Source organism: Chitinivorax tropicus (genome assembly GCF_014202905.1).
Taxonomy (GTDB): domain Bacteria; phylum Pseudomonadota; class Gammaproteobacteria; order Burkholderiales; family SCOH01; genus Chitinivorax; species Chitinivorax tropicus.
The window spans coordinates 210,982-234,334 of record NZ_JACHHY010000004.1; the positions used below are offsets into that span (position 1 = coordinate 210,982).

The 23,353-nt window shown below is 57.2% G+C and carries 17 protein-coding genes and 1 pseudogene; 7 read left to right on the forward strand and 11 right to left on the reverse strand.

Annotated elements, in window-relative coordinates; genetic code table 11:
• Positions 1–255 precede the first annotated feature (255 nt).
• Positions 256–2,283 (forward strand): methyl-accepting chemotaxis protein, encoded by a 2,028-nt coding sequence (locus HNQ59_RS04720; RefSeq protein ID WP_184035886.1) that lies wholly within the window; start codon positions 256–258, stop codon positions 2,281–2,283.
• Positions 2,284–2,543: 260 nt separating this feature from the next.
• On the opposite strand, the gene HNQ59_RS04725 is transcribed toward HNQ59_RS04720, so the two are convergent.
• The 6 genes from HNQ59_RS04725 to HNQ59_RS04750 form a co-directional block, all read right to left on the reverse strand.
• Positions 2,544–2,969 carry a hypothetical protein gene (locus HNQ59_RS04725; protein ID WP_184035888.1) on the reverse strand — a complete coding sequence of 142 codons (426 nt, stop codon included), beginning with the start codon at positions 2,967–2,969 and terminating at the stop codon, positions 2,544–2,546.
• Positions 2,970–3,331: 362 nt separating this feature from the next.
• The gene (locus HNQ59_RS04730) at positions 3,332–5,134 is read right to left on the reverse strand and encodes an Ig-like domain-containing domain (RefSeq protein WP_184035890.1); all 1,803 of its coding nucleotides are present in this window, start codon (positions 5,132–5,134) and stop codon (positions 3,332–3,334) included.
• Positions 5,135–5,399: 265 nt separating this feature from the next.
• Positions 5,400–6,179, reverse strand: coding sequence for a ParA family protein (locus HNQ59_RS04735; RefSeq protein WP_184035892.1), 780 nt, complete (start codon positions 6,177–6,179; stop codon positions 5,400–5,402).
• A 79-nt stretch (positions 6,180–6,258) separates the two neighbouring features.
• A complete protein-coding gene (locus HNQ59_RS04740; protein WP_184035894.1) occupies positions 6,259–7,680 on the reverse strand; it encodes a PhoH family protein in 1,422 nt (473 codons plus the stop codon).
• Between the two features lie 95 nt (positions 7,681–7,775).
• Positions 7,776–8,231 (reverse strand): peroxiredoxin, encoded by a 456-nt coding sequence (locus tag HNQ59_RS04745; RefSeq protein ID WP_184035896.1) that lies wholly within the window; start codon positions 8,229–8,231, stop codon positions 7,776–7,778.
• 228 nt (positions 8,232–8,459) lie between these two features.
• Positions 8,460–9,371 (reverse strand): polysaccharide deacetylase family protein, encoded by a 912-nt coding sequence (locus HNQ59_RS04750; protein ID WP_184035898.1) that lies wholly within the window; start codon positions 9,369–9,371, stop codon positions 8,460–8,462.
• A 360-nt stretch (positions 9,372–9,731) separates the two neighbouring features.
• Here HNQ59_RS04750 and HNQ59_RS04755 point away from each other — a divergent pair, with 360 nt between their 5' ends.
• Positions 9,732–9,962 carry a hypothetical protein gene (locus tag HNQ59_RS04755; protein WP_184035900.1) on the forward strand — a complete coding sequence of 77 codons (231 nt, stop codon included), beginning with the start codon at positions 9,732–9,734 and terminating at the stop codon, positions 9,960–9,962.
• A 181-nt stretch (positions 9,963–10,143) separates the two neighbouring features.
• Here the strand turns inward: HNQ59_RS04755 and HNQ59_RS04760 are convergent, their stop codons facing one another.
• Positions 10,144–10,509: a hypothetical protein gene (locus HNQ59_RS04760; RefSeq protein WP_184035902.1), complete on the reverse strand. Its 366-nt coding sequence runs from the start codon at positions 10,507–10,509 to the stop codon at positions 10,144–10,146.
• Positions 10,510–10,821: 312 nt separating this feature from the next.
• Positions 10,822–14,328 carry an indolepyruvate ferredoxin oxidoreductase family protein gene (locus HNQ59_RS04765; protein ID WP_184035905.1) on the reverse strand — a complete coding sequence of 1,169 codons (3,507 nt, stop codon included), beginning with the start codon at positions 14,326–14,328 and terminating at the stop codon, positions 10,822–10,824.
• Between the two features lie 359 nt (positions 14,329–14,687).
• Between HNQ59_RS04765 and HNQ59_RS04770 the strand changes: the two genes are divergently transcribed.
• Genes HNQ59_RS04770 through HNQ59_RS04780 form a run of 3 tightly spaced genes read left to right on the forward strand, consistent with a single transcriptional unit; the run spans position 14,688 to position 17,335 of the window.
• Positions 14,688–16,691: a translocation/assembly module TamB domain-containing protein gene (locus HNQ59_RS04770; protein WP_184035907.1), complete on the forward strand. Its 2,004-nt coding sequence runs from the start codon at positions 14,688–14,690 to the stop codon at positions 16,689–16,691.
• Between the two features lie 26 nt (positions 16,692–16,717).
• Positions 16,718–16,906, forward strand: a complete 189-nt coding sequence (locus HNQ59_RS04775) for a hypothetical protein (protein WP_184035994.1) — start codon at positions 16,718–16,720, stop codon at positions 16,904–16,906.
• A gap of 9 nt (positions 16,907–16,915) precedes the next feature.
• The gene (locus HNQ59_RS04780; RefSeq protein WP_184035909.1) at positions 16,916–17,335 is read left to right on the forward strand and encodes a YdbL family probable chaperone protein; all 420 of its coding nucleotides are present in this window, start codon (positions 16,916–16,918) and stop codon (positions 17,333–17,335) included.
• A 126-nt stretch (positions 17,336–17,461) separates the two neighbouring features.
• Here HNQ59_RS04780 and HNQ59_RS04785 read toward each other — a convergent pair whose 3' ends face one another.
• Positions 17,462–18,061, reverse strand: a complete 600-nt coding sequence (locus HNQ59_RS04785; RefSeq protein ID WP_246490844.1) for an AraC family transcriptional regulator — start codon at positions 18,059–18,061, stop codon at positions 17,462–17,464.
• Between the two features lie 40 nt (positions 18,062–18,101).
• Between HNQ59_RS04785 and HNQ59_RS04790 the strand changes: the two are divergent.
• Both HNQ59_RS04790 and rlmD read left to right on the forward strand, forming a co-directional pair.
• Positions 18,102–18,596, forward strand: a pseudogene (locus HNQ59_RS04790) (SDR family oxidoreductase); the annotation flags it as partial.
• A 143-nt stretch (positions 18,597–18,739) separates the two neighbouring features.
• On the forward strand, positions 18,740–20,041 hold the full coding sequence (gene rlmD, locus HNQ59_RS04795; protein WP_184035915.1) for a 23S rRNA (uracil(1939)-C(5))-methyltransferase RlmD: 1,302 nt from the start codon (positions 18,740–18,742) through the stop codon (positions 20,039–20,041).
• Positions 20,042–20,104: 63 nt separating this feature from the next.
• On the opposite strand, the gene HNQ59_RS04800 is transcribed toward rlmD, so the two are convergent.
• Together HNQ59_RS04800 and HNQ59_RS04805 are read right to left on the reverse strand one after the other, a co-directional pair.
• Positions 20,105–22,360, reverse strand: a complete 2,256-nt coding sequence (locus HNQ59_RS04800) for a hypothetical protein (protein ID WP_184035917.1) — start codon at positions 22,358–22,360, stop codon at positions 20,105–20,107.
• Positions 22,357–23,097, reverse strand: a complete 741-nt coding sequence (locus HNQ59_RS04805; RefSeq protein WP_184035919.1) for a hypothetical protein — start codon at positions 23,095–23,097, stop codon at positions 22,357–22,359. Before HNQ59_RS04805 ends, HNQ59_RS04800 begins: the two co-directional genes overlap by 4 nt.
• Positions 23,098–23,353: the final 256 nt, after the last annotated feature.

The following is a 23,353-nucleotide window of genomic DNA, read 5'->3' on the forward strand; positions in this document are numbered from 1 at the left end:
CAATACCTGAAAATATTCAATCAGCCGTACAGCGGCATATTTATGGGTGACATGCAATGAGTCCGTCAAATATCAGCGTGACGGGTATTATTGGTAGATTGAATATTTTCAATAATTCGTAATTGCGTAAGTTCATATCTTTAAATTTCATCTTGATTGGATGTTTGGATCATATAACCTGAAAAAGCGTCAAACAATAATGTGAGCAGGGCGGTGAGTCTGCAAGATCCATATTCAATAGGGTGAGGTGTCATCATGCGTTTGTCCAAGTCATCCATCAATCTGCAGGTTTCATTGAGTGCCGGCATCCTGATCGTCGCGGTATTCATTGCCATGGCCATTTTGCTGGGGCGCCATGTGGGCTCACGATTTTCCGTTGCAGAAGAGCGTGAAGTCAGCCTATCGCGTGATGGCATGGTCAGGCTGCTTTCCGCCTATAACAACACGCTGAAGGAAAACGTTGTCCGGACGGCCCATTTGTTTTGGGATTCTTTTCCTGGGGGATTCACACTGGACTCTGGCCTGGTCAAGGTGGCTGATCGTGATGTGCCAACGATCAAGGCGGGCGAGGTGATGTTGAACAATCATTTTGCACAGGTTGATAATTTCGCTGAGCGCACCGGTGGCAATGCGACCATCTTTGTCAAACAGGGTGATGATTTTGTCCGTGTCAGTACATCGGTCAAAAAGGAAAATGGGGAACGCGCCATCGGCACCTTGCTGGATCGCCAATCGCCTGCCTATGCAAAGATGAAGGCCGGCGAGGCGTACACGGGGCGGGTTACCTTGTTTGGCAAACAGTTCATGACCCATTATCAACCGATCAAAGATGCATCAGGCCAGCTGATCGGCATACTGTACATCGGGCTGGATTTCACCCAATCGCTTGATAAGATCAAACAGGATTTGAAAACCCAACATCAAAATGATGGCGGGTTCTCATTTGCGGTAGATATGCGGCCAGGCAAGCCTTTTGGGCATGTGGAATTCCATCCGACCCTAGAGGGCAAAAATGTGATCAGCGATGACAAGCTGGCAGGCGCAGCGGCTTTGAAGAGCATGTTGGATAGCGGGCAGGGTACATCTGTGTTCAACTGGTCAGATGAGAAAGGGGCGACGCATACTTGGCTGGTGTCATTCAGCCAGGTGCCGGATTGGGGATGGGTGGTCGGCACAGCGAGGGACCTGGATGAAATCCATGCGGTGGGGGCATCGGTGCGGAATATCGTCCTGGTCGGCTCCTTACTGGCAGCGGTGCTGCTGTCGGTGCTGTTGTCCTTGATGTTGCGTAAGATGGTCACCAGACCGCTGCAGGGGGTGCTGCAAGACCTTTCCATGCTGGCGCAAGGCAACTTCAGAATGCCGGTGACCATGAATCGGCAAGACGAGTTGGGCCAGCTGCAACGGGCCATTCATGATGTCCAACAGGCGACCTCCAGCGCCATCGCAGAGATCACCAAGGCATCGAGCGATGTGGGACACGCCGCTGAGCAGATCCACTTGGCAACCGAAACCGTCCTGCAAGGCGCTACCGTCCAGAGCAATGCTGCCGAGGCCATGGCTGCAACCGTGGAGCAGATGTCCGTCAGCATCAGCCGTCTGGCAGATGGCGCAAAAGATGCGGAATTTCTGTCGCGTAACTCCGGAGACTTGTCTCAAAGTGGCGCTGAGGTGATTTCCAAGGCTACCGGTGCCATGACCCAGATTGCCAATTCAGTGAAGGATGCATCAAAAGAAGTCCATTTCATGGGCGAACAGTCCGCCCGGATCTCCTCGATCGTCAGTGTCATCAACGAGATCGCTGATCAGACCAACCTGCTGGCTTTGAATGCCGCAATTGAGTCGGCTCGGGCCGGGGAGCAGGGCCGAGGGTTTTCCGTGGTGGCTGATGAAGTGCGTAAGCTGGCGGAGCGCACCGCGCAAAGCACCCGTGAGATTGCAGAGATGATCGATAGCGTGCAAGGCGCAACCAAGCGTGCGGTTTCAATCATGGATCAAGGAGTGGCCATGGTGGAGGATGGGGTGAATCTGGCCAGTGCCGCCGGTCAGTCCATCAGCCAGATCCGTGATAGCTCGTTCCAGGTGGTGCAGCGGGTGGAAGAAATGACTGCTGCCTTGGACGAGCAGAATGCCGGTGGGCAGGATGTGGCCCGCCACGTACAAGGCATTGCCGTGATGGCCTCTCAGACCAGCCAGCAGACCAATGAACTGGAGTCGTTGGTGACACGTCTCAAGCACGATGCCATGTTGTTGAACAAAGCAACAGAGCGGTTCAACGTTTGATGTTGGGTATCATTTCGCCAAGGTGGGCCGGGCAACAGCCGACAGCACTACCAAGTGATGGTTAGCAGTTTGCGATAACAGATGGGACAGGATCAACAGAGGCGGCTTCGGCCTAATGTATCTGGTGTTCTGAATGTGAGTCAGCAAAAAGGATAAGTTGTTTTCAGATTATCCGATATGCGGATGATTTGATTTCATTGTCATGAGCGAAAAAGCCCCTGCAACGATTGACGCGCTGTCACAGGGGCCAGGGGACTCCATCAAGCGCTGGCTGACCACTCAGAGATCAACAGATCATCGATGATCTTGCTGTATTTCTTGATGACAAGCTCTTGAATGGTTGAATAGATTTCTGCGTTCTGCAGGTCTTTTTGCGAAGCGTGGCGGAACCAATTGCGATTGTGCTTATCTGCCAATTTCTTGGCGTATCGCTTCAGGCCTATATTGGGTTTCCGGCTATTGAGGAAGTGCGAGAACATCTCGATGCGCCCTTGCGCATAGTTGGCGTCAATCGTGCATACCAGCACCTGTTGCGCAAAGCGGCGGGCCTCGGCGGACATTGCCATTCTGTTGATGGTCTTTGTATAGCTGGGCCAGAAATAGGCCAATATTTCACGTGTTTCCCGGTCATCGAAAACCAGGTCATGATTGGCGAAATCGATCAGACTTCTGACGGTGACGCTCATGGCACTTTTCTCTTATTTGTCATAACCTGTTTTTATGATAATTGAATTTGTTCGTTCAAGTCAATGTCATTCGCTATCGTAAAATTACTTATTTGTCAGCGAAATGCTGATAAGCGTGATTCAGCTGAAGACTGACGGCCCGGTTTCGAGTCGATGATGATTGGATCATTTCGGCCATGGCTGGCCAATGCAGTGGGCCAGAGCGGGGTACTGGCCCGCTCTTGGGCTGGCTTTTTTGCCGCAAACCGTTGGGATAGACCACTTGCTGAGCGCTGAGTTCCCGAGCCCAGCAAGTGGTCGGCATCTGCCTTGAACGTGTGTCGATGAAGCCTCTGCGAGCCGGTCTGGTGGCAGGGTCAATATCAGCGATAGACGCGGCTGGCGATGGCCGTTCCTCGATTCCAGGCGGCGAGGGCACGTCCATTGGTCATGGCGGTGGTGATGAGCGTCGTGCCTGTGGTGTCACTGCCGGTGGCCAGCTGGATAGGGCTTTCCCAGCGGCCATCGGTATTGAGGCGCATGGTGAAGACACTCATATTGGACAGATTGTCCGAAACCAGCCAGGTTGCCAGACCGCCTGCATCATCTGCCGCGATGGCCAGCTGATTGCTGTCGCGGGTCAGGTTGCTGGCAGGTGTTTCGATGCTTTGCCAGACGCCATTGCTGTACTGCCGCGACAAGAGCTTGCCATCGACCGACCAGGCCAAGGTGGGGTTGCCCGTGGCATCTCGCAGCGTGACGGGCTGGGTCAACTGCTGCGCCGTGCCATTGCCGACCAGTAAGGTTTGGCCTGGCGCACTCGCGAGCGGATAATTGGCTGCTTTGATGCTATAGGTCACGCCCAGCAGGTTGTCGGACAGGGTCACCATCCAGCTCAGTACTGCTTGGCCCGCCGGGTCGATTGAGATCTGCGGAGCACTGGTGCGCAGGGCATTGACGGAATCGAGCTGCCGAGGGGTATCCCAGCGGGCATCGCTGAGGCGAAAGCGGCTGGTGTAGAGGGCAAAATCTTCATTGCCTGTTCCGCTTGTGCTGGCGCGCTGTATCCATGCGGCGACCAGATTGCCCGCGCCATCGGCTTTGAGCTGCACATGGCAATCGATTCCACCGCTGGTGCGGTAGAGTGACTCTGCCGCTTTCCATTGCTGGGTGCTGCTGTCAAAACGCGACACCATTACTGCTTGGCCGGCGTTGTCGGCTGCATGCCAAATTGCGGTGATATTGCCCTGTGCATCGGCCTGTTGGGTGGCGCAGCTGCTTCGGGCGGCGCCAGTGCCCAGCTTGATTGGGTTGCTGAGGGTGCCAGCGCTGTCCATGGTGCGGGTGTAGATATCCGCCAGACTTGCACCCTGGTAGTGCCAAACCAGGGTGGCACCCCCCTTTGGCAGTGGCGTCAGATCGGCATCAAATGTATTGACACCTTGTCCGACGGCTGCAGGGGCGCTCCAGCTGCCCTGGGCCTTGCTGAAACGGCTGTAGGCGGCTTGACTGCCCCCGCCCGTCAGCAGATTGGTCGAGCTGTTCCAGGAGACCCAGGCATCGCCGTTGTCCAGCACTTTAACAACGACATTGGCTGCCTGACCGCTGCTGCCAGGGTCCAATTCGCTGCTGATCCATTGCCGGTTGGCCGGGTCGAAGCGGCTGACGCGTAGGCCGACGGTGTTGTTGCCGGACTTGAACAGATTGGCGACGACTGCACTGCCATCCTTGCCTGCCGCCGTGACCAATCTGTTGACCGCGCCCGTGCCAGTCATGCTGGTGCTGACTGCTTCCCATTGGCCTGCGCGGGTGGTGACGCTGATGGTGGTCTTGCCGGGCAGACCTTTGCCCTTGGTGCTGCGGAGCTCCGCGCCAAGTAGCAATTGATAAGGCCCGGCCAGGCCCAGTAACGCATTCGGGGTGAGGCGGATCTCACGGCCATTCACCACAACCGTGGCGGGGATCTCGCCCTGTGCGCCGGTCAACTTGACCGTGCTGCTGCTGACGGTGGCGGGGTCCATGTCCTCTGAGAACTGGACGCTGAAGGTTGTGCTTGGGTCAACGCTGGTCGCGCCGGAAGAGGGTGTGGCAGCGGTGATGGACAGGCTTTTCTCCGGGTCGCCACAGGCGCTGAGCAGTATCAGGGCGCAGGTCAGGGTGAGCTGAGTGAGCGGAAAAGATCGCATGGTTCCGATATCCTTCTGAAAGGTGACGGATGTGCGTCGACGTCAACCGTCACAGTTGAATACGCAAGGTGGCTGACTGCCCGTCCTCAGCTGGGGCGGGCTGATCGCCTGTGGTATTGAGATGCCGATTTCAAAGTGAGCCATAGCTTGGTAGTTCACGTCAATGATATTGGCATGGTGCGAGGCAATGACTAGGCGGGCCTGTTGCATGGCGCATGAAAACCAGACCAAGCGGGTGCGTGATCTGGTCGAGTGGCGGGGCAGGTCAGGGTTTGGGCGGGAGCTGGATGAAGCCTGACTCGACCAGCTCATCCAGCAAAAAGCCGTAATCCTTTGCCCCTTTGCTTTTCGGGGCGAAGGAGAAAATGTCCTGGTTATAACCAGCCGATTCGGTGATGGCGGAGTTTTCGTGGATGCGGGTTTTGCATAGTTCCTCACCGTAACGTTCCTGCATGTCACCAATGATATGTGATGATAGCCGGCGGTTGGGCACAAAGCGGGTGACCACGAAACGGCGGGCAATACGCTTGTCAGCCAATCTGGACATGGCCTCCAGGGTGTTTTGCAGTTGCGTGGCACCTTTCATCGCCAAATATTCGGCAGCGATGGGGATGAGCATGCCGTCCGCAGCGGCAATGGCATTGATGGACAAAATGCCCAAAAAAGGGCAGCAGTCGATGATGATCGGCACCCCGGAGCTGGCCAGCATTTCGTCGTAGAGCGCATGGCGCAGCCGCATGATCACACCACCGGTTTTGCGGTACAAGGTATCGACTTTGGCCAGCTCGACATGCGACGGGATCAGATTCACCCCGTTGGGCAAGGGCCTGACCAATTCGGTCAGCGGTCGATTGTCTTTATAGAAGGCATAAATGCTCTCGTCGGAATTGACGGTGACATCGCAGCTTGCGGTCAGATGAGCTTGCGGGTCCAGATCGATCAGTAGCGGCTCCATGCCATTGTGGGCCATGGCAGCGGCCAAGTTCAGCGCGGTGGTGGTCTTGCCCACACCGCCTTTCTGGTTGAAAACGGCCAGAATGGTCATATCCCCTCGAATGACGAGATCGTCTGGAAAGTGATGATGGTCGGATCGGCCCACCTCGCTGGCAGGCCGCTTCTACACGTTATAGGACTTCTGCAGCATAATCTGCAAGCCGTGAGCGCTCGCCCCGTTGCAGGGTGATATGACCACTGTGTCCCCAGCCTTTGAAACGATCGACCACATAGGTCAGGCCAGAGCTGCCTTCGGTCAGGTAGGGCGTGTCGATCTGGGCGATATTCCCCAGGCACACCACTTTGGTGCCGGGCCCGGCGCGGGTGATCAGGGTCTTCATCTGTTTAGGGGTCAGGTTCTGCGCTTCGTCGATGATCAGGAACTTGTTGATGAAGGTGCGCCCCCGCATGAAATTGAGTGATTTCACCTTGATGCGGCTGCGAATCAGGTCACGGGTGGCTGCCCGGCCCCATTCGCCTGCTTCCTGATCATTCTGATTGAGCACATCCAGGTTGTCTTCCAGCGCCCCCATCCACGGGGCCATTTTCTCCTCCTCGGTGCCGGGCAGAAAGCCGATATCCTCACCAACCGGCACAGTGACTCGTGTCATGATGATTTCACTGAAGATCTTATGCTCCAGAGTTTGGGCCAGGCTCGCGGCCAGCGTCAGCAGTGTCTTGCCAGTGCCCGCCTGCCCGAGCAGGGTGATGAAATCGATATCGGGGTTCATCAACAGATTCAGTGCAAAATTCTGCTCGCGATTGCGTGCCGTGATGCCCCAGACATTGTTCTTGTGGTGGCTGAAATCCTTCAGCACCTCCAGCACCGCCTGCTTGGCCGTCTGCTGCTTGACGATGGCGTAGAACGGCTTCTCGCCACCTTCCTGATAGACAAACTGATTTACCAGCATGGCATTGCACAGCGGGCCATTGACTCGATAGAAGGCTCGACCGCTTTCCTGCCAGCTCTCCATCCCCTTGCCGTGTTTGTCCCAGAAATCAGCCGGTAGCTCCAGCATGCCGGTGTAGAGCAGATCGGTGTCTTCCAGCACCTTGTCGTTGAAATAGTCTTCTGCCGCGAATCCCAGTGCCCGCGCCTTGATGCGCATATTGATGTCTTTCGACACCAGAATCACTTCCCGTTTCGGAAAGACTTGCTGCAGATACATCACCACACCGAGGATCTGGTTGTCCGACTTGCCGACCGGCAAACGCAGTGGTAGCTCGGTATTGATGGCCTGGGTCTGCAAGAACAGGTGGCCGGTGGCAGCATGCTCATTGCGGGTGGCCAGTGGGATGCCATCTTCGATGGCCGTCTCATGCGACACGGTCACCAGCTCATCAAGGAAGCGGCTGGCCTGGCGGGCATTGCGGGCGACTTCTGACATGCCCTTTTTGTTGTTGTCCAATTCCTCCAGCGTCATCATCGGCAGATAGATGTCATGCTCTTCGAAGCGGAACAGGCTGGTCGGGTCGTGCATCAGCACATTGGTGTCGAGCACGAACAATTTGGTCTGTTGGGCTTTGCCCTTGGATTTTTTGGCTGCGGACATTTCAGGTGCGCTCCATGTTGGCTCGGACATCGGGGGCAATGGCGCAGGCTCCTGCGCCCTGCCCATAAAAAAAGCGGCCACGTGGCCGCTCTTGATTACAAGGCTTTGACGAAACTCAACACCGCTTCGACATGGCCGGGCACCTTCACCCCTCGCCATGCCTGCCGCAGTACACCGGCTTGGTCGATGACAAAGGTGCTGCGCTCGATACCTCGCACCTGCTTGCCATACATATTCTTCATCTTCATGACGCCGAACAGCTCGCAGACTGTTTCATCCGGGTCTGACAACAGGGCAAACGGGAAGCCCAGTTTGGCCTTGAAGTTTTCATGCGACTTGATGCTGTCGCGAGACACGCCGACCACATCACAACCCGCTGCCAGGAATTCGGCGTAGTGGTCGCGGAAATCGCTGCCTTCCGTGGTGCAGCCGGGCGTGTTGTCTTTGGGGTAGAAATAGATGACCAAATGTCTGCCGCGCTGGGCAGTGAGCTGGAATGGCGTATTGCCGGTTGCAGGAAGCGTAAAATCAGGAACAAGTTGATTGAGCATGCAGTTTCGCCTGTGACAGGATGGACATTCCATGTCTAAAGCAACCATCCAGACCTGTCTTTCTCTCGCTGGATCAACAGCTTGGCAGATTTAGAGATGGAATGGCAAAAACGCAAGATGATGTGGTCAGGGTAAAGCCCAAACACAACTGGCTTGATTGCATTGTTGTGCAAATCAGCGCGAATGGCAAGTGACAAGTCGATGTCAGTGGCCGACCGCTCGTACTGCTCAAGCCAAAAACGCTGGGCCTTGTAAAGCCAAGGTGCCGGAGCGTCCCTCGATTTCCCCCATCAGCACTTTGTGATAGGGCAGGGTGGACAGATCCAGTGATTCGAACAGCTGCAAGGTTGAAACCAACTGATAACCCTGGGCCTGCCATCCGGTCAGCAGGGCCTCGAACACCGGCAGCAGCTTGCGGCCTTCCAGCTCGGCATGCAAGGTGTAGACATGGCCTTGGGCTGGTTCGGCCTCGGTGAGCTGCAGGAGGTGCTGAGCGACATTGTCGGTGGTCAGATCGCCTACGCCGATCAGCTCGTCCAAGGTGGGCAAGGTGGTAGGAAGCTGCGGGCAGGCGATGATCTCACCCTCGTAGACAGGAATGAATGGGTGGGTGCCGCGTGTATCCGAGCAGTAAGGGTAATGCCGGGCCTGCTCAAAGCGATAGGCGTGGCGATTCATCTGCCAGCCAGCCGCACCATGGGTGCGGGCTGGTTCACCAAAAACCTGTTCGAAGCTTTCGCAGGCCAACCGCATCTGTTTTTGGGTCCAGTCTGCATCCTTATGTGCCACATAGTCCTGCCAGGCGATGTGGTCATAGGTGTGAATCCCCACCTCGAATCCAGCGTCCCGCACCTGTCGCATGATATTGCCTGCGTGCTTGCCAATATCCGGGCCGGGTAGCAAGGTGCCATACAGCAAGGTCTTGATGCCGTAATGCTCGACTACCGATGTACGCGAGACTTTTTTCATGAACCCAGGCCGGAAGACCCGCTTGATGGCCCGGCCAGTGTGATCCGGCCCCAGACTGAACAGAAAGGTGGCATGGGCTCCAAATCGTTGCAGTACCTCAACCAGGGCGGGTACGCCAATCAGGGTGCCATGGTAGGTATCGACATCGATTTTCAAAGCGAGTTGTTTCATTTCAATCCGGGAATGGGTGGGTTTTCAGGCAGCCCGCAATTTTGCTGCAAAAGCGAGCCCGCCACAAGGCGAGATGTGCGGATTGATTCATGTCCCGCGCTGGTGTGTCGATATGGCCGCTTGGTGCCGTCGCCCACGCAGGGGCGATGTCGTCCAGGGGGCGTTGCACCGTCTGTACAGCCTTCGTGGCCAGTGGCCGTCTTCCTGTATCAACACCCTCAGGAATCCTCTACACTGGCGCCGTGGCCGAGCGCCCGCCGGTATTGCTCCCGTGGCGGCTCGGTGTGCGGCGGATCGTTGATCGGATACATTGTAACAGTGTCAGTTTGAGTGGCCGAACAGGCCCAAGGTGAAGAGGATATGATGAAGAATGGTTTGATGGCGTGTTTGCTCATGGCTGGGCTGAGTGGCTGTACGGTACTGAGCGTTGCGGGCTCGGTCGCCAGTGCAACGGTCAGCGTGGGCGTGGCGGCTGCCGGTGTGGCGACCGATGTTGCAGTCGGCACCGTCAAAGGCGCGGCCAAGGTGACGTCTGCGGCAATCGATGCGGCGTCGTCAGATGCGGAGCCGGTGGACGGCGCCAAGCCTTAATTGTCCCAACACGATTTCGTGATCCATGTCAGTTGGCTATCAGGTTTGCACCATTGGGCAAGCCGCTGGGGTGGATCACTGAATGACAGACGCTGCTTTCAGCTTCTATCCACAAGCGGGCCGAGCGACGGAATCGTGCCTGCGGAGTTTGGTCTGGCTGATCCGCTGTTGGGGGGGCAGGTCAATCCCGACCGTGTTTGTCCTTGCCTTTGTGGCGACCTTTGCCATAGTGCTTGACGACATAGTCGTGGGCTTCGTAAGGCTTCTCGGTTTCCAGTACCACTTTGACACCCTCGTTGGTACGAACGCCCAGGCTCAGCGGTAATTTGGCACCAATCTGCCAGCTCCCGCCATCCAGCCAGAACCACAATTGCCTTTCCGCTTCGTAATACACCTGCCGTTCCGGGTAATAGACATATTGATGCTGTTTGGCCCGGTGGCCATGGGCAGGTGCCCATGGGGGCGGGGCGCCTGTGGCCAGTGCGGCATAGGTGGTGCCGGCAACGAAAATGCACGCACGACAGAGGGAGTGGAGTCGTTTGCTCATGGCCTGCTCCTGGTCGGTTCCGATACTTTCATCTTAGATTCTGCTGGTGGTTTTCGTCGATAGCCCATTTTCATTCAATGGCTTGGCGTAGCTGCACTTCCTGCTGGGCACGGTGCTGATCGACGGGGCGGTATACATTGGGTATTGCAACCATTGTGTTTGTCAGGCAGACCTGAGATGGGCGGGAGGGCGCACGACTGCTGTGTGACGGCGGTTGCTGCCGTCCAGATGGCGCGGAGAGCAGGTCAGGTATCGGCTGATGTCGGTAGGCGAAAACCATGCAGACGGGGGCGTCTGCATGGTGTGGGTGGGTCAGATACGGATCGGCTGGGCTTTTACTGCGTTGGGTGCGCTTTGCACGGCGCGGAAGGCCTGCAGCTTCTGCTCACGATCCCGGCGGATTGCTTCGATGCTGGCCAGCTTGATGTGGCCATAGCCACGGATCTTCTCTGGCAGCGCAGCGATCTCACCAGCCAGGGCGAGGTTCTCCGGTTTCAGTTGCGTCAACAGTTGCTCGATGGTGTCTTCGTATTCCCTGATCAACGCCCGCTCGACCTTGCGCTCGTGCTGGTAGCCGAATACATCGAGCCTGCCGCCACGCAGATGTTTGAATCGGGCCAATAGCTTGAATGCCTGCATCATCCACGGGCCAAAGGTGAATTTCCGTGGCGTACCCTCTTTCTGCAACCAGGTCGGCCCCAGGTGGAAGGTCAGCTTGTAATCCCCCTCAAAGGTCTCCTGTAGCGATTTCAGGAATTCACCATCGGTATACAGCCGCGCCACTTCGTATTCATCTTTGTATGCCAGCAACTTGGCGTAGTAACGGGCCACTGCGCGGGTGAGCACTTCAGAGGATGGATTGATACGCTTTTCATGCGCCCGCACTTTCTCGACCAATGCCTGGTAACGGACAGCATAGGCAGTGTCTTGATACCCAGCCAGGTAGTTGACACGATGGGCCACGATATCGTCCACCGTGGTTTCCAGCGTGCGTTTGATGGTGGCCTCCAGCTCAGGGAAGGCGATCCGCTCGACAAAGGCCGCATCATGGGCAGCGTGGCGGCCCCAGACGAAGGCTTGTCTGTTCATGTCAACCGCTGCGCCATTCAGCTCAATGGCCCGCAGAATGGCCGCCTCGCTGACTGGGATCAACCCTTTCTGCCAGGCATAGCCCAACATGAACATATTGGTGGCAATCGAATCCCCCATCAGTGCGGTGGCCAGTTGCGTGGCATTGACCATGTCGAAGCGGTCATCACCGACCGATTCCAGAATGGTCTTTTCCATCGATGCTGCCGGGAACTTCATGTCTGGATTTTTGGTGATATCACCGGTGGGCGATTCGTAAGTATTCACCACAGCATGGGTGAAGCCTTTGCGCATCTTCGATAGGCAATCGTTGTTGGCGGCCACGACCAGGTCGCAACCGAGAATCGCATTGGCATCACCAGCAGCAATCCGCACCGCGTGCAGCTTGCTCTGCCGGTCGGCAAAGCGCAGGTGAGTGGTGACCGAGCCGCCTTTTTGGGCCAGACCGGTCTGGTCGAGCACCGTGGCCCCGATTTCATCCAGCCTTGCAGCCATGCCAAGCACGCCACCTATGGTGACCACCCCAGTGCCGCCCACACCGGTCACCAGAATGCCATACGGATGGCTGATGTCCGGCAATGTGGGCTGGGGCAGGGGGGGCAAGCTGCCGAAGGCGGCGGTGCCTTGTACGCTCTTTCTCAGCTTGGCCGGGCCCTCGACAGTGACGAAGCTTGGGCAATAACCCTTGATGCAGGAGAAATCCTTGTTGCAGCTGGATTGATCGATCTTGCGCTTACGGCCAAATTCCGTCTCGACCGGCAGCACCGACAAGCAATTGGATTGTTTGGAGCAATCACCGCAGCCCTCGCAGACCCGCTCGTTGATCATTACCCGTTTGGCGGGGTCAACCATCTTGCCGCGTTTGCGGCGCCGTCGCTTTTCAGCGGCGCAGGTCTGGTCATGGATCAGAATGGTCACCCCTGGAATCTCGCGCAGCATTTTCTGGATGTTGTCGAGCTCGTCGCGATGGTGGATGGTGATGCCATTCGCCAAACCAGTGACACCTTCGTATTTGGCCGGGTCATCGGTGGTGATGACGATCTTCTTGACGCCTTCTGCTTCCAGCTGGCGGGTCAGCATGGGCACGGTCAGTGTGCCATCGACGGGTTGGCCGCCTGTCATCGCTACCGCATCGTTATACAGAATCTTGTAGGTGATATTGATATTGGCCGAAATGGACGCACGGATCGCCAGGATGCCTGAGTGGAAATACGTGCCATCCCCCAGGTTGGCGAAGACATGCTTGGTCTCGGTGAAAGGCTGGATGCCGACCCAGGTGACGCCTTCGCCACCCATTTGGGTGAACATTTTGGTGCCAGGGGTGACCCACATGGCCATGTAATGGCAACCGATGCCAGCCAGAGCCACGCTGCCGTCGGGCAGCTTGGTGCTGGTGTTGTGTGGGCAGCCAGAGCAGAAATACGGTTGACGGGCGATGATCTCGCGGGGTTGCTTCAGCGCCTGCTCTTTTTCGGCAAAAAACGCCAAGCGTGTTTCGATGATTTCGCTGGTGTGGAAGCGGGCGATGCGGGAAGCAATGACCCGGGCGATCATGGCCGGGGTCAGCTCGCCACAGGCGGGTAGCAGCCAGTTGCCTTCAGGCAGGACCCATTCGCCTTTTTCATCGAATTTGCCGATGACACGCGGCCTGACATCCTCGCTCCAGTTATAGAGTTGCTCTTTGAGCTGGTATTCAATGACCTGGCGCTTTTCCTCGATCACCAGAATCTCGTCCAGCCCCTTGGCGAAGTCATGTACCCCTTCGCTTTCCAATGGCCAGGTCAGGCCCACCTTGAATACCCGCAGGCCGATTTCAGCTGCCATCCGCTCATCGATACCTAGATCATCCAGCGCTTGCATCACATCCAGGTAACTCTTGCCTGAAGTAATGATGCCGAGCCTGGGCTTGGGGCTGTCGATGACGATGCGGTTGAGCTTGTTGGCGCGGACATAAGCCAGCACCGCATATAGTTTGTGATGTAGCAGCCGCTCCTCCACCACCAGGGGGGGGTCGGGCCAGCGGATGTTCAACCCTTCCGGCGGCATATGGAAGTCTTCTGGCAACTTCACCTGCACCCGGTTCGGGTCAACTTCGACGATGGCCGAGCTTTCCACTGTATCGGAAATGGCTTTCAGCGCCACCCAACAGCCTGAATAACGGCTCATGGCCCAGCCATGGATGCCAAAATCCAGGAATTCCTGTACCCCGGCTGGGTTGAGTACCGGAATCATGAAAGCATCGAAGACGTGATCGGTCTGGTGGGGTAGGGTGGAGGATTTCGCCGCATGATCGTCCCCCGCGATCAGCAGTACCCCGCCATGCTTGCTGCTGCCCGCTGCATTGCCATGGCGCAGCACGTCACCCGAGCGATCGACACCCGGCCCTTTGCCATACCACATGGAGAAGACGCCATCATATTTGGCGCCAGAGAACAAGCCGACTTGTTGGCTACCCCAGACCGCCGTTGCGGCCAAGTCTTCATTCAGACCGGGTTGGAATTTGATAGTGTGTTGTTCGAGGTATTGTCGGGCGCGCCAGAGTTCCTGGTCGATGCCACCTAGAGGAGAGCCCCGGTAGCCAGAGATGAAACCTGCGGTATTGAGGCCAGCGGCGATATCGCGCTGGTGTTGTAACATGGGCAGGCGAACCAGCGCCTGTGTGCCATTGAGAAACACCCGCCCAGACTCCAGGCGGTATTTGTCCTCCAATGTAATACCATTGGCGGTCATCGAATTCTCCTTCCTTCTTGTGGAATGCCGCTTACGGAGGCCAAGCCAGGTGTCTCACCCATGTGGCCGACATAGGCAATCAAACCGGAGACAGGCAAACGCAAACCGCCCGTCACTCAGCGCTCCAGCCTGGCCGGGTAAGCCAGTCCTTATAATAGGCGTGAAACCGTGGTACGGTTGCCGCGCGGGCGCATTGTATCGAAGTTTTCCAGCCTTGGCTTTCGTGCGCCGCAACATGCATGGATAGGCATGTTGCATGTTCCATTTTCAGTGTAGACCGGCCTGCCGAAATGGTGCCGATGTGAACCAGCGTAGGCTGCCATACTCAATAGTGACTGTTAGACGATTTCCGGTTATTGATGTTTCCATACTTCTTTATATTTCGTATCAGCCTGTTACAGCGGGTAGGGTTGGCATGGCTGCTGAGCATGGCGGTCACAGCGCAGGCGGCTACGCTGTCGATGGATATCAAGGGCTTGAGCCACCCAGCGGTTGGGATGAGTGATGTGACCGCGACATTGACGATGCAGGACAAAGTAGTGCTGGATGCCCGGATTGGCGATCTCCATTGGCAGGGCCATCAACATCAGAACGTACGCTATCACTGTCCGGATCTGCAAATGACGAAACAGCGCCTGCGGTGTGAAAAAGGGCAGCTGTTATTGCCCAAGCCGGTGCCCGTCGCGCTGGATTACTGGCCGCAGGCCAAACGCTTCAAGCTGGAGCTGCAGCCGCCAGGCGAGTATTGGCGGGTAGAGGGGCAGCTGTCCGGACGATCCCCCAAGATCGATATCCAACTGCAGCAGGCTGATCTATCCAGGCTGTCGCCACTGCTGCCCCATGATGGCCCGATGATCACCAATGGGCGTGCCTCCGGCCAGGTCCAGATTCGTCTGGATCAACAGGCGGTGACTGCGGTGAGTGGGCAGCTGGCCATCCAGCAATTGGTATTTGCTGATCAAACGGGCCTGCACGCCGGGGACAAGCTGGCTGGACAGCTGAGCTGGGTGGCGCAGCGCGCCGGTGAGCAATGGCAGTGGCAAGGCCAGCTGGATTGGCAGCAGGGCGAGGTGTTCTGGAACCCGATGTATTTCCCGCGTGGCGGGCATCAGCTCATTGCGCAGGGGGTCTGGTCACCTGCCGGGCTGTCGGTGGATCAGGCCAAGCTGAACATGGCGGACATTGGCCGTGCCTCATTGAGCTTGGCCTGGTCAACTGCGCAGGGGGTTGAGCGCTTGAGCCTGACCGGACAATCGCTGTCGCTGGCACAGGCCTATGGCGTCCTGCTGAAACCTTGGCTGGCGGGCACTGCAGCGGCTGATCTCGAGGTGACTGGCGAGGGTGACATCGACCTGAGCATGCGTGACGGCGCCTTGCAGTCGTTGGATATCGCCTTACGGAAAGCCGATCTGATCGATAACCAGCAGCGTTTCGCCTTGAAGCAGGTCGGGCTGACGTTGCCCTGGCGCGTGGACCAGCCGACGTTGGCTGAGCTGTCGTTCGATGGTGGGCATTTGCTGAAGGTCGATATCGGCGCAACGCGGGTGCCGTTACGGCTCAATGGCTGGGATGTCGAAGTCAAACAGGCCAGCCTGCCCATTCTGGACGGTCGGCTGGATCTGCAGGATTTCCATGCCGCCAAGGTGGCTGGTAATTGGCAGTGGGCATTCAGTGGCGCATTGGCGCCGATTTCGATGCCAAGATTCTCCACCGCCATGGGCTGGCCCAGCATGAAAGGCACCTTGTCAGGCAAAGTGCCCCGGGTCAGTTTTCACGATCAGATATTGTCGATGGATGGCACGCTACAGATGAAAGTCTTCGACGGCACCATCGAGCTGGCCAAGCTGAAGCTGATCAACCCCCTGGGCGTGCCCTCGCTGACGGCGGATCTGACCGCGCACGAGCTGGATCTGGGCATGCTGACCGAGACATTTTCCTTTGGCAGCATCGCCGGCAAAGTGGATGCCTCGGTGCAGGGGCTGGAATTGTCAAACTGGCAGCCGTTGCGGTTCGACGCCAAGCTGATGTCCAGCGCGGGCAGCTATCCCAGACGGATCAGCCAACGCGCAGTGCAGAACATCTCCGCGCTGGGCGGGGGTGGGGCGGCGGTGGCACTGCAGAAAAGCGTACTGCGCATCTTCGAGAACTTCCGCTACAGTCAGCTGGGGTTAAGTTGTCGCTTGCACAATGGTGTCTGTACCATGACGGGCGTCGAGCCCGCGCCAGGTGGCTATGTGATTGTCAAGGGCGGGGGCGTGCCTGCCATCACGGTGATGGGCTACAATCGTCAAGTCGATTGGGATGAGCTGATCGAGCGACTCAAGCGCATCACCCGGGACAACCTGAAGCCTGTTGTCCAATAGGAGCCAAGATGAATATCAGAAAACAAATGTGGCAATGGCCACTGGCCATGGCCTGCACGCTGGCCATGACGGCCTGCGTGACCATCAATATCTACTTTCCGGCAGCTGCGGCTGAGAAAGCTGCGGACAAGATCATCGATGAGGTATGGCAGGAAGGCCAACACCCCAAATCAAACGATGAACAAAAGCCTGCAGCCCAACCTTCTGCCCAATAGGAGCCCAAGATGAACTGGATGAAAACCGTCACTGGCATGTTGATTGGTGCCGCACTGGTCGGGCAAGTGTGGGCGGCTGCCGATCTGGAGGTCAATACCCCGGCCATTTCACAGATCAAAGGCAGCATGCAATCCCGCCATGGGGCGCTGGCCCCCTTGTATGCCAGCGGCGCCGTGGGTTTGACCAAGGATGGCCTGGTTGCCCTGCGAGATGCCAATGCCGTGCCTTTGCCCCAACGCGCCCAGGCGAATCAGCTGGTATCAGAGGAAAACCGTGACCGTGGCCAGCTGTATAAAGAAATTGCGCGCGCCAACAACCATCCAGAATGGGAAGCCGAGATCCGTTCCACCTTTGCGCAACGTTGGATCGACAAGGCCCAAGGTGGGTGGTTCGTGCAAAAGCCCGGTGGTGAGTGGGTCAAAAAGTAAGGCAGAACACGGCATTGCTACCCGGAAAGGCTGTAGTGCCACCGCTCATGATGGATTCTGTGAGCTGGGGATACAGTCATTGAAAAACGGGCCGTGGCTTGGCGGGTGGGCTCCAAGTAGGTTGTGTCAGCGACAGGACGTCTGCACTTCTTCAGTCGGGCTTCTGCCAAACAGCCGCTTGAATTCCCGACTGAATTGCGAGGCGCTCTCATAGCCGACCTTCACGGATGCGGCGGCGGCAGTAGTGCCGTTACGTATCATCATCAGCCTGGCCTGATGCAGACGGATGGCCTTGATATATTGAATCGGAGAGGTCGATGTCACGGCTTTGAAGTGCGCATGAAAAGCCGGCACGCTCATGTTGGCGGCTTCAGCAAGCGCGGCGACGTTCAGTGTCTGCTCGTATTGCGCATGAATCTGCCGAAGCGCTTTGGCAATTCGATTGAAATGCCCGCCCTGCGACAGGGCTGCGCGTAGACTGCCACCTTGTTCACCGGTCAATACCCGATACACCAGCTCACGCAAAATCGATGGCCCCAGCAGCCTGGTCTCCTGATAGGTGGTGAGCGCTTCCAGCAAGCGTAGGGTGCAGTCCTCAAGCTTGTCATCCAGCCGTGTCGAGTAAAGGGGCTTGGGCTTGTTCTGAGGCAGTGGGGATATTTCATCAAGCTCCATGGCCAGTTCGGCGGTCATCAAATGGTCAATTCGTAGAATCAGTCCTAACATCGGTTTCTCGTCACTTGCCACTGTTTCGACCGTAAAGGGCAATGGCCCGGTTGATGTCATGATCAACAACGCAGGCATCATGCCGCTCTCCAAGTTGAGCGCGCTCAAAGTGGCGGAGTGGGAACAGACGATCAATGTGAATATTCGCGGTGTGTTGCATGGCATTGCAGCAGTGCTGCCTGGCTGGACAGCGCGCGGGCGAGGCCATGTCATCAATCTCTCCTCAATTGGCGGTCGGGTGGTCTTTCCAGCTGCAGCAGTCTATTGTGCAAGCAAATTTGCGGTCCAGGCGATTTCGGAAGGATTGCGGCAGGAGACAACTTGCATCCGGGTAACGATTGTCAGCCCTGGTGTTGTTGAGTCGGAGCTTGCCCTCTCCATTTCGGATGAGCCCACCCGGCAGTACATGGAAGATTTCCGTAAGATTGCCATCAAACCAGAAGCGATTGCCAAGGCGATCGCCTTTGCCATTGATCAACCCTATGACGTGGATGTCAGTGAAATTGTGGTACGCCCGACAGCCAGCCCTTATTGATCGTCAGCTTTTCCCCCGTAGCAGGCCAGATCTGGAACGGCTATGGGGGAACACTAGGCGGCTGCTTTGGCTTAAGGCTGCAGACCCTTGCGCTATCCGCTACAATGTTGGGTTTTCCTGATCGAATTCAGCCGGTTGTTTTCATGCCCATAGCAAAAATCGAATCGCTTGACCACGAAGGTCACGGCATTGCCCATGTAGACGGCAAGACCATTTTCATCGACGGCGCATTGCCGTTTGAGACGGTCACATATCAGTCCTATCGCAAGAAACCCAATTTCGAAAACGCGCAGACGCTCGACGTGCATCAGGAGAGCTTCATGCGCGTGAAGCCCAAGTGCCCGCATTTTGGCGTCTGTGGCGGCTGTTCCATGCAGCATATGGATGCTGGAGCACAGGTGGCCGCCAAGCAGCGGGTGCTGGAGGACAACCTCTGGCATATCGGTAAGGTGAAAGCCGAACGTCTGCTGCCTGCCATCTACGGCCCGAGCTGGGGTTATCGCTACCGTGCCCGGCTGTCGGCCCGCATGGTGGCCAAAAAGGGTGGCATGCTGGTGGGCTTTCATGAAAAGTGCTCCAGCTTCATCGCTGACATGACCAGCTGTCAGATTCTGCCCAAGCGCATTTCCGATCAGCTGGTGCCGTTGCGTGCGCTGATCGGCAGCCTGTCGATCAATGACCGCATGCCACAAGTGGAGCTTGCCATTGGTCAGGATGTGGACGTGATGGTCTTGCGGATCATGGAACCGCTGACCGCTGCCGATGAGCAAAAGCTACGTGATTATGCCGATCAATGGCGGGTGCAGTTCTGGCTGCAGCCCAAGGGCCCGGAGACAGCTTATCCATTCTATCCGCTGGATGCGCCGGCGCTGACCTACACCCTGCCCGAGTTCGGCATCACCATGCCGTTCCGCCCGACGGAATTCACCCAGGTGAATCATCAGATCAATCGAGTGCTGGTCGAGCGGGCAATCAAGATGCTCGATCCGCAGCCTGGCGAGCGCATCGCTGACATGTTCTGTGGCCTGGGTAATTTCACGTTGCCGATCGCGCGGCGTGGTGCGACCGTCTTGGGGATGGAAGGCAGCGAGGGGTTGACGCAACGCGCCAGGGAGAATGCCATCAGGAATGATCTGGTGGAGCGCACCGAATTCCGAGTGGCCAATCTGTTCGAGATGACGCCGGAGATACTGGATGGACTGGGGCATTTCGACAAGATGTTGATCGATCCGCCACGGGATGGGGCGATGGAGCTGGTCAAATCCTTCTCTGAGCACAACCGCCCACGCCGTATCGTCTATGTCTCCTGTAGCCCATCCACACTGGCGCGCGATGCCAATGTGCTGGTAAATGTACAGGGCTATCGCCTCGTGTCGGCAGGCGTGGTCAATATGTTCCCGCATACAGCCCATGTGGAAAGCATGGCGCTGTTTGAACTGCCCTGAGCGGGTGGTTTGGCAAGAACAAAAGGGCGTGTGATACGCCCTTTTGTCTTCATGCAGGCTGGGTCAGCGGCCTTCGTACCAATACTTGGTCTGGTTTGCCCAGTCGCTCTTCGCATATTTGGATTTGAGCAATTGGAATGCTTGTTTGGAGACTGTGCCAACCTCCGGCTTTTTGCAGGCATAGCGTGACATCTTGATCGCCACCGACAGCATCTGAGCCACCATCGGGTCGTCTGGTGATGTCTTGGCATAGGCCATGACGGCTTGCCCGTAATACACGGAATCGGGCGGTATCGCCTTCAGTTTGTTTTGCTCGTCAGCCCACAGCTGCTTCTCGTCCGGGCTCAGCCAGAGTGGGGCAGGTTGGTTGGTGGCGCCCAGCTCGCACCACTTGTGGTTGCTATAGTCGGGGTAGGTGTCCCTTAGCGACATTTCCAGCAAGGGGGCGGGCGAGAGGGTAGCGTCCTGCGGCAGAAGTGGTGGGGTGACTACTTCATCCTTGGCTGCAAACCGGTATAGCGCCAAGCGTTTCCACTGCTCCGGTGCGGTGGCCTCACTGAATTGTTTCAGCAGGGTGGGGATGGGGGTTTTGGCCTCCGCCAGCTGCTTCAGTTGCATCTCGGCAGCTTGCTTGGCGATAGGCCAGTTCTCCAGCAACACGGCGCGGCTCCAGATGATTTCCCAGATACCACGGCCATTGGTGTTGATCTTTTCATTGGCCAGCACCTGACGTTCTGCCAGCCGGACCATGGCAGGCAGGGGCAGTGCATTGAAGGTGCTGATGGCGTCAATGTCCCACTGTTGTTCGGCTTGCTGTGTGGGTTGTTGTTTCTCGGTTTCGGGGTCGGTTCGCAATACTACTTGTCTGGCGGACCATTGCTTGAATTCATCCAGATTGTTGGCGGTCGGTAACAACAGTGACTTGATGATGTTCTGCTCCGAGGCGCTTTGCACCACCGCCGGGTGCTTTTGCAAAGCCAGCGCGGTTGCCCGGAGTGCTGGCCAGTCTTGTTTCAGATATTGTGAACGGGCCAGTTGCAGGGAGATTGGCAAGTAGGCTGGATGCTTTGGGTCGGCATGGATGGCCTGTGCGGCTTCCTGCAGGGGCGTGAATTCGGGCTGCACGGGGTTGCCGAGTGCCATGGCTGCCAGCAACCAATGCGCTTTTCCAGTCTGCTGCCATTGTGCTCGGGCCTGGGCAGCCGGTGGAGAGGGCTCATTGGCGTTGAAGCGGGTCTTGATGGCGGTGATCCACTGAATCAGGTCGTCTTTGGCCGGTTTACGCTGGGTGGGAGTGGTCCGGTAATAGACAGATGACAAGGTGGCCAGATCGTTACGGAAATCTGCTGCCGGATCTTGGCTGGAGGGTTTGCCACCATTGCTGAGTGAGGCTCCAAGCATGTCCAGGAGGGTTTCCGGTGGCAAGGTCATGGTCTGGCTGTGGCGCAGCAGGCGTCTGGCCATGGAGTGGTAGGCTTCGCGTTTAGGGTCTTTCAATACCCCTAGCAGCAATTGCTCTATGGTCTGGGACAGCTTTCTCTGATCAGGGGTGAAGCCGGTCTTGCCGTTTTCATTCAGGTTGACACCTGCCCCCAGCGTACGCACCAATGCCCGTGCCTGCAGATAGGGTGCCATGCCTGACCAGGGGGACTGGCTGTCCTTGGCTATGAACGCAAAACGCTGTGCCGCTTGAGTGAATTCACCCTGGTAGAACAAAGCAGCAGCCTGCTGGTAGGCACGGTCGGCCTTCAGCCAGGTGGGGGCGTTGGCGGGTGCATCAGCGGGCAGCACATGCTGTTTGTCACAATTTTCGAACACCGTGTTTTGACCCGTCGCCCAATCCTTCAACCATCTGGTTTCCTGTGGGTAGCTTTTCTGGCGGGCCTCCAGCGTTGCCTTGGCGTTGTTGAATGCGTCCGCGTAGCAGTTCAGGCTTTCCATGTATTGGCCTTCGAACCATTTGGCGGCGTCTGGCACATTGGCGTCTCCCAACAGATCCTTGGCGGCCTCGGTCCAATCCTGTGCGGCGCCACCTGCTTCTGCGGTGTAATCACGGTATTGATCGCAGCAGGCATGATCCATGTCATGGCCAAGCGTTGTGGGGAGCGGGCGGTTATTCATCACCAGCCAAGCATGCACCAGAAAGGCGATTCTGTATTCCGGGTAGACATTGCCTGGGTGCGTAATGACCGCCTCGATGGGGCGGTCAGGCATCTGATTGGCGAAAAAGCGGCTGTCCGGCTCCCATCCGCCACTCGCCCATGTCAGCGTGGTGGCACCAAGCAGACCGGCGCACATCAGGTGTGCGAGTCGTTTCACTGTGGATTCTCCTTGTCGAATCGAGTTGTTGCTTGCCAATCGCCTTGATGGAACCAGTAAAGACGATGAGCGGTATCGGGTGGGGGCACCGGCTGCCCGACCAGCAGGCCGACGGCTTGATTGCAGGCCTCGACGGGTAAGCGCCGGTAGCGCTTCAGATGCTCGCGGATGGCTGGGCCATCACGATGCATCCGGAACAGCATCGGCACCACTTCATCCACCAGTTTGGCATCCAACCAGGTATCTTGCATGCACCAGGAAGCGAGCGCCGTCACCGACAGGCGGGTATGCCGCCGCATGGGCTGTAGCCTGGACAGCAATTGCAGATAGAAGGCGCGCTGGCTGTGACGGGCTTCAAAATCCAGCTGGACCCAGCCAGCGCCGTGGGCGGCAGCGGCCTGTACCGTTGCGACCAAGGTCTGCAGTTGCTGGTCGTTCAGCGTGGGGGGCTGGAGGTTGTCAATGTCCACATGCACCACCGGCATCTTGTAGATAGCAGCTGGCATGTGGATTGGCTGACGCCGCCTGGTGACTTGTGCTGTATCGCCTTTCAGCAAGACCTGAGTGCGTAGATAAGCCACCCCGGCCCGCTGGGGGGGCAGCCAGCGCAGATCAGTGGGGCGCTCCCATACCCACAGCATATCGGCTGGGCGATCATCAGGGGCTTGCACGGCGACAGATGCGAGCAACGCACCTGGCAGCCAATGGAAAACAAACCAGCAGACGCGATGGATCATGCCTGTAACGTGCAGATCGGCGCCTGGTCTGGCATAGGGATGGCACCGGGATGGATGATCAGGTGAAAAACCAAGCCGAACCCATGCCAGACGCACTGCGTGATGCGCCATGAAGTCAGGCGAGGATCAGCTGGCAACGACCTCGGGTGATTGAACGACTGCATCTGCTGGATTGAGTCAGGTTTGATTGTCAACATTATGGCTGAATAAATCATATTTGTCTGTCATGCCGCATCTGTATTGGCTTTCAAGTCCA

Bases quoted from the DNA above. Each gene is read 5' to 3' on its own strand.
- HNQ59_RS04765 (WP_184035905.1), bottom strand. From the start codon at position 14,328: ATGACCGCCAATGGTATTACATTGGAGGACAAATACCGCCTGGAGTCT.
- HNQ59_RS04735 (WP_184035892.1), bottom strand. From the start codon at position 6,179: ATGACCATTCTGGCCGTTTTCAACCAGAAAGGCGGTGTGGGCAAGACC.
- HNQ59_RS04780 (WP_184035909.1), top strand. From the start codon at position 16,916: ATGAACTGGATGAAAACCGTCACTGGCATGTTGATTGGTGCCGCACTG.
- HNQ59_RS04730 (WP_184035890.1), bottom strand. From the start codon at position 5,134: ATGCGATCTTTTCCGCTCACTCAGCTCACCCTGACCTGCGCCCTGATA.
- HNQ59_RS04720 (WP_184035886.1), top strand. From the start codon at position 256: ATGCGTTTGTCCAAGTCATCCATCAATCTGCAGGTTTCATTGAGTGCC.
- HNQ59_RS04750 (WP_184035898.1), bottom strand. From the start codon at position 9,371: ATGAAACAACTCGCTTTGAAAATCGATGTCGATACCTACCATGGCACC.
- HNQ59_RS04785 (WP_246490844.1), bottom strand. From the start codon at position 18,061: ATGTTAGGACTGATTCTACGAATTGACCATTTGATGACCGCCGAACTG.
- HNQ59_RS04775 (WP_184035994.1), top strand. From the start codon at position 16,718: ATGTGGCAATGGCCACTGGCCATGGCCTGCACGCTGGCCATGACGGCC.
- rlmD (WP_184035915.1), top strand. From the start codon at position 18,740: ATGCCCATAGCAAAAATCGAATCGCTTGACCACGAAGGTCACGGCATT.
- HNQ59_RS04805 (WP_184035919.1), bottom strand. From the start codon at position 23,097: ATGATCCATCGCGTCTGCTGGTTTGTTTTCCATTGGCTGCCAGGTGCG.
- HNQ59_RS04725 (WP_184035888.1), bottom strand. From the start codon at position 2,969: ATGAGCGTCACCGTCAGAAGTCTGATCGATTTCGCCAATCATGACCTG.
- HNQ59_RS04755 (WP_184035900.1), top strand. From the start codon at position 9,732: ATGATGAAGAATGGTTTGATGGCGTGTTTGCTCATGGCTGGGCTGAGT.
- HNQ59_RS04760 (WP_184035902.1), bottom strand. From the start codon at position 10,509: ATGAGCAAACGACTCCACTCCCTCTGTCGTGCGTGCATTTTCGTTGCC.
- HNQ59_RS04770 (WP_184035907.1), top strand. From the start codon at position 14,688: ATGTTTCCATACTTCTTTATATTTCGTATCAGCCTGTTACAGCGGGTA.
- HNQ59_RS04740 (WP_184035894.1), bottom strand. From the start codon at position 7,680: ATGTCCGCAGCCAAAAAATCCAAGGGCAAAGCCCAACAGACCAAATTG.
- HNQ59_RS04745 (WP_184035896.1), bottom strand. From the start codon at position 8,231: ATGCTCAATCAACTTGTTCCTGATTTTACGCTTCCTGCAACCGGCAAT.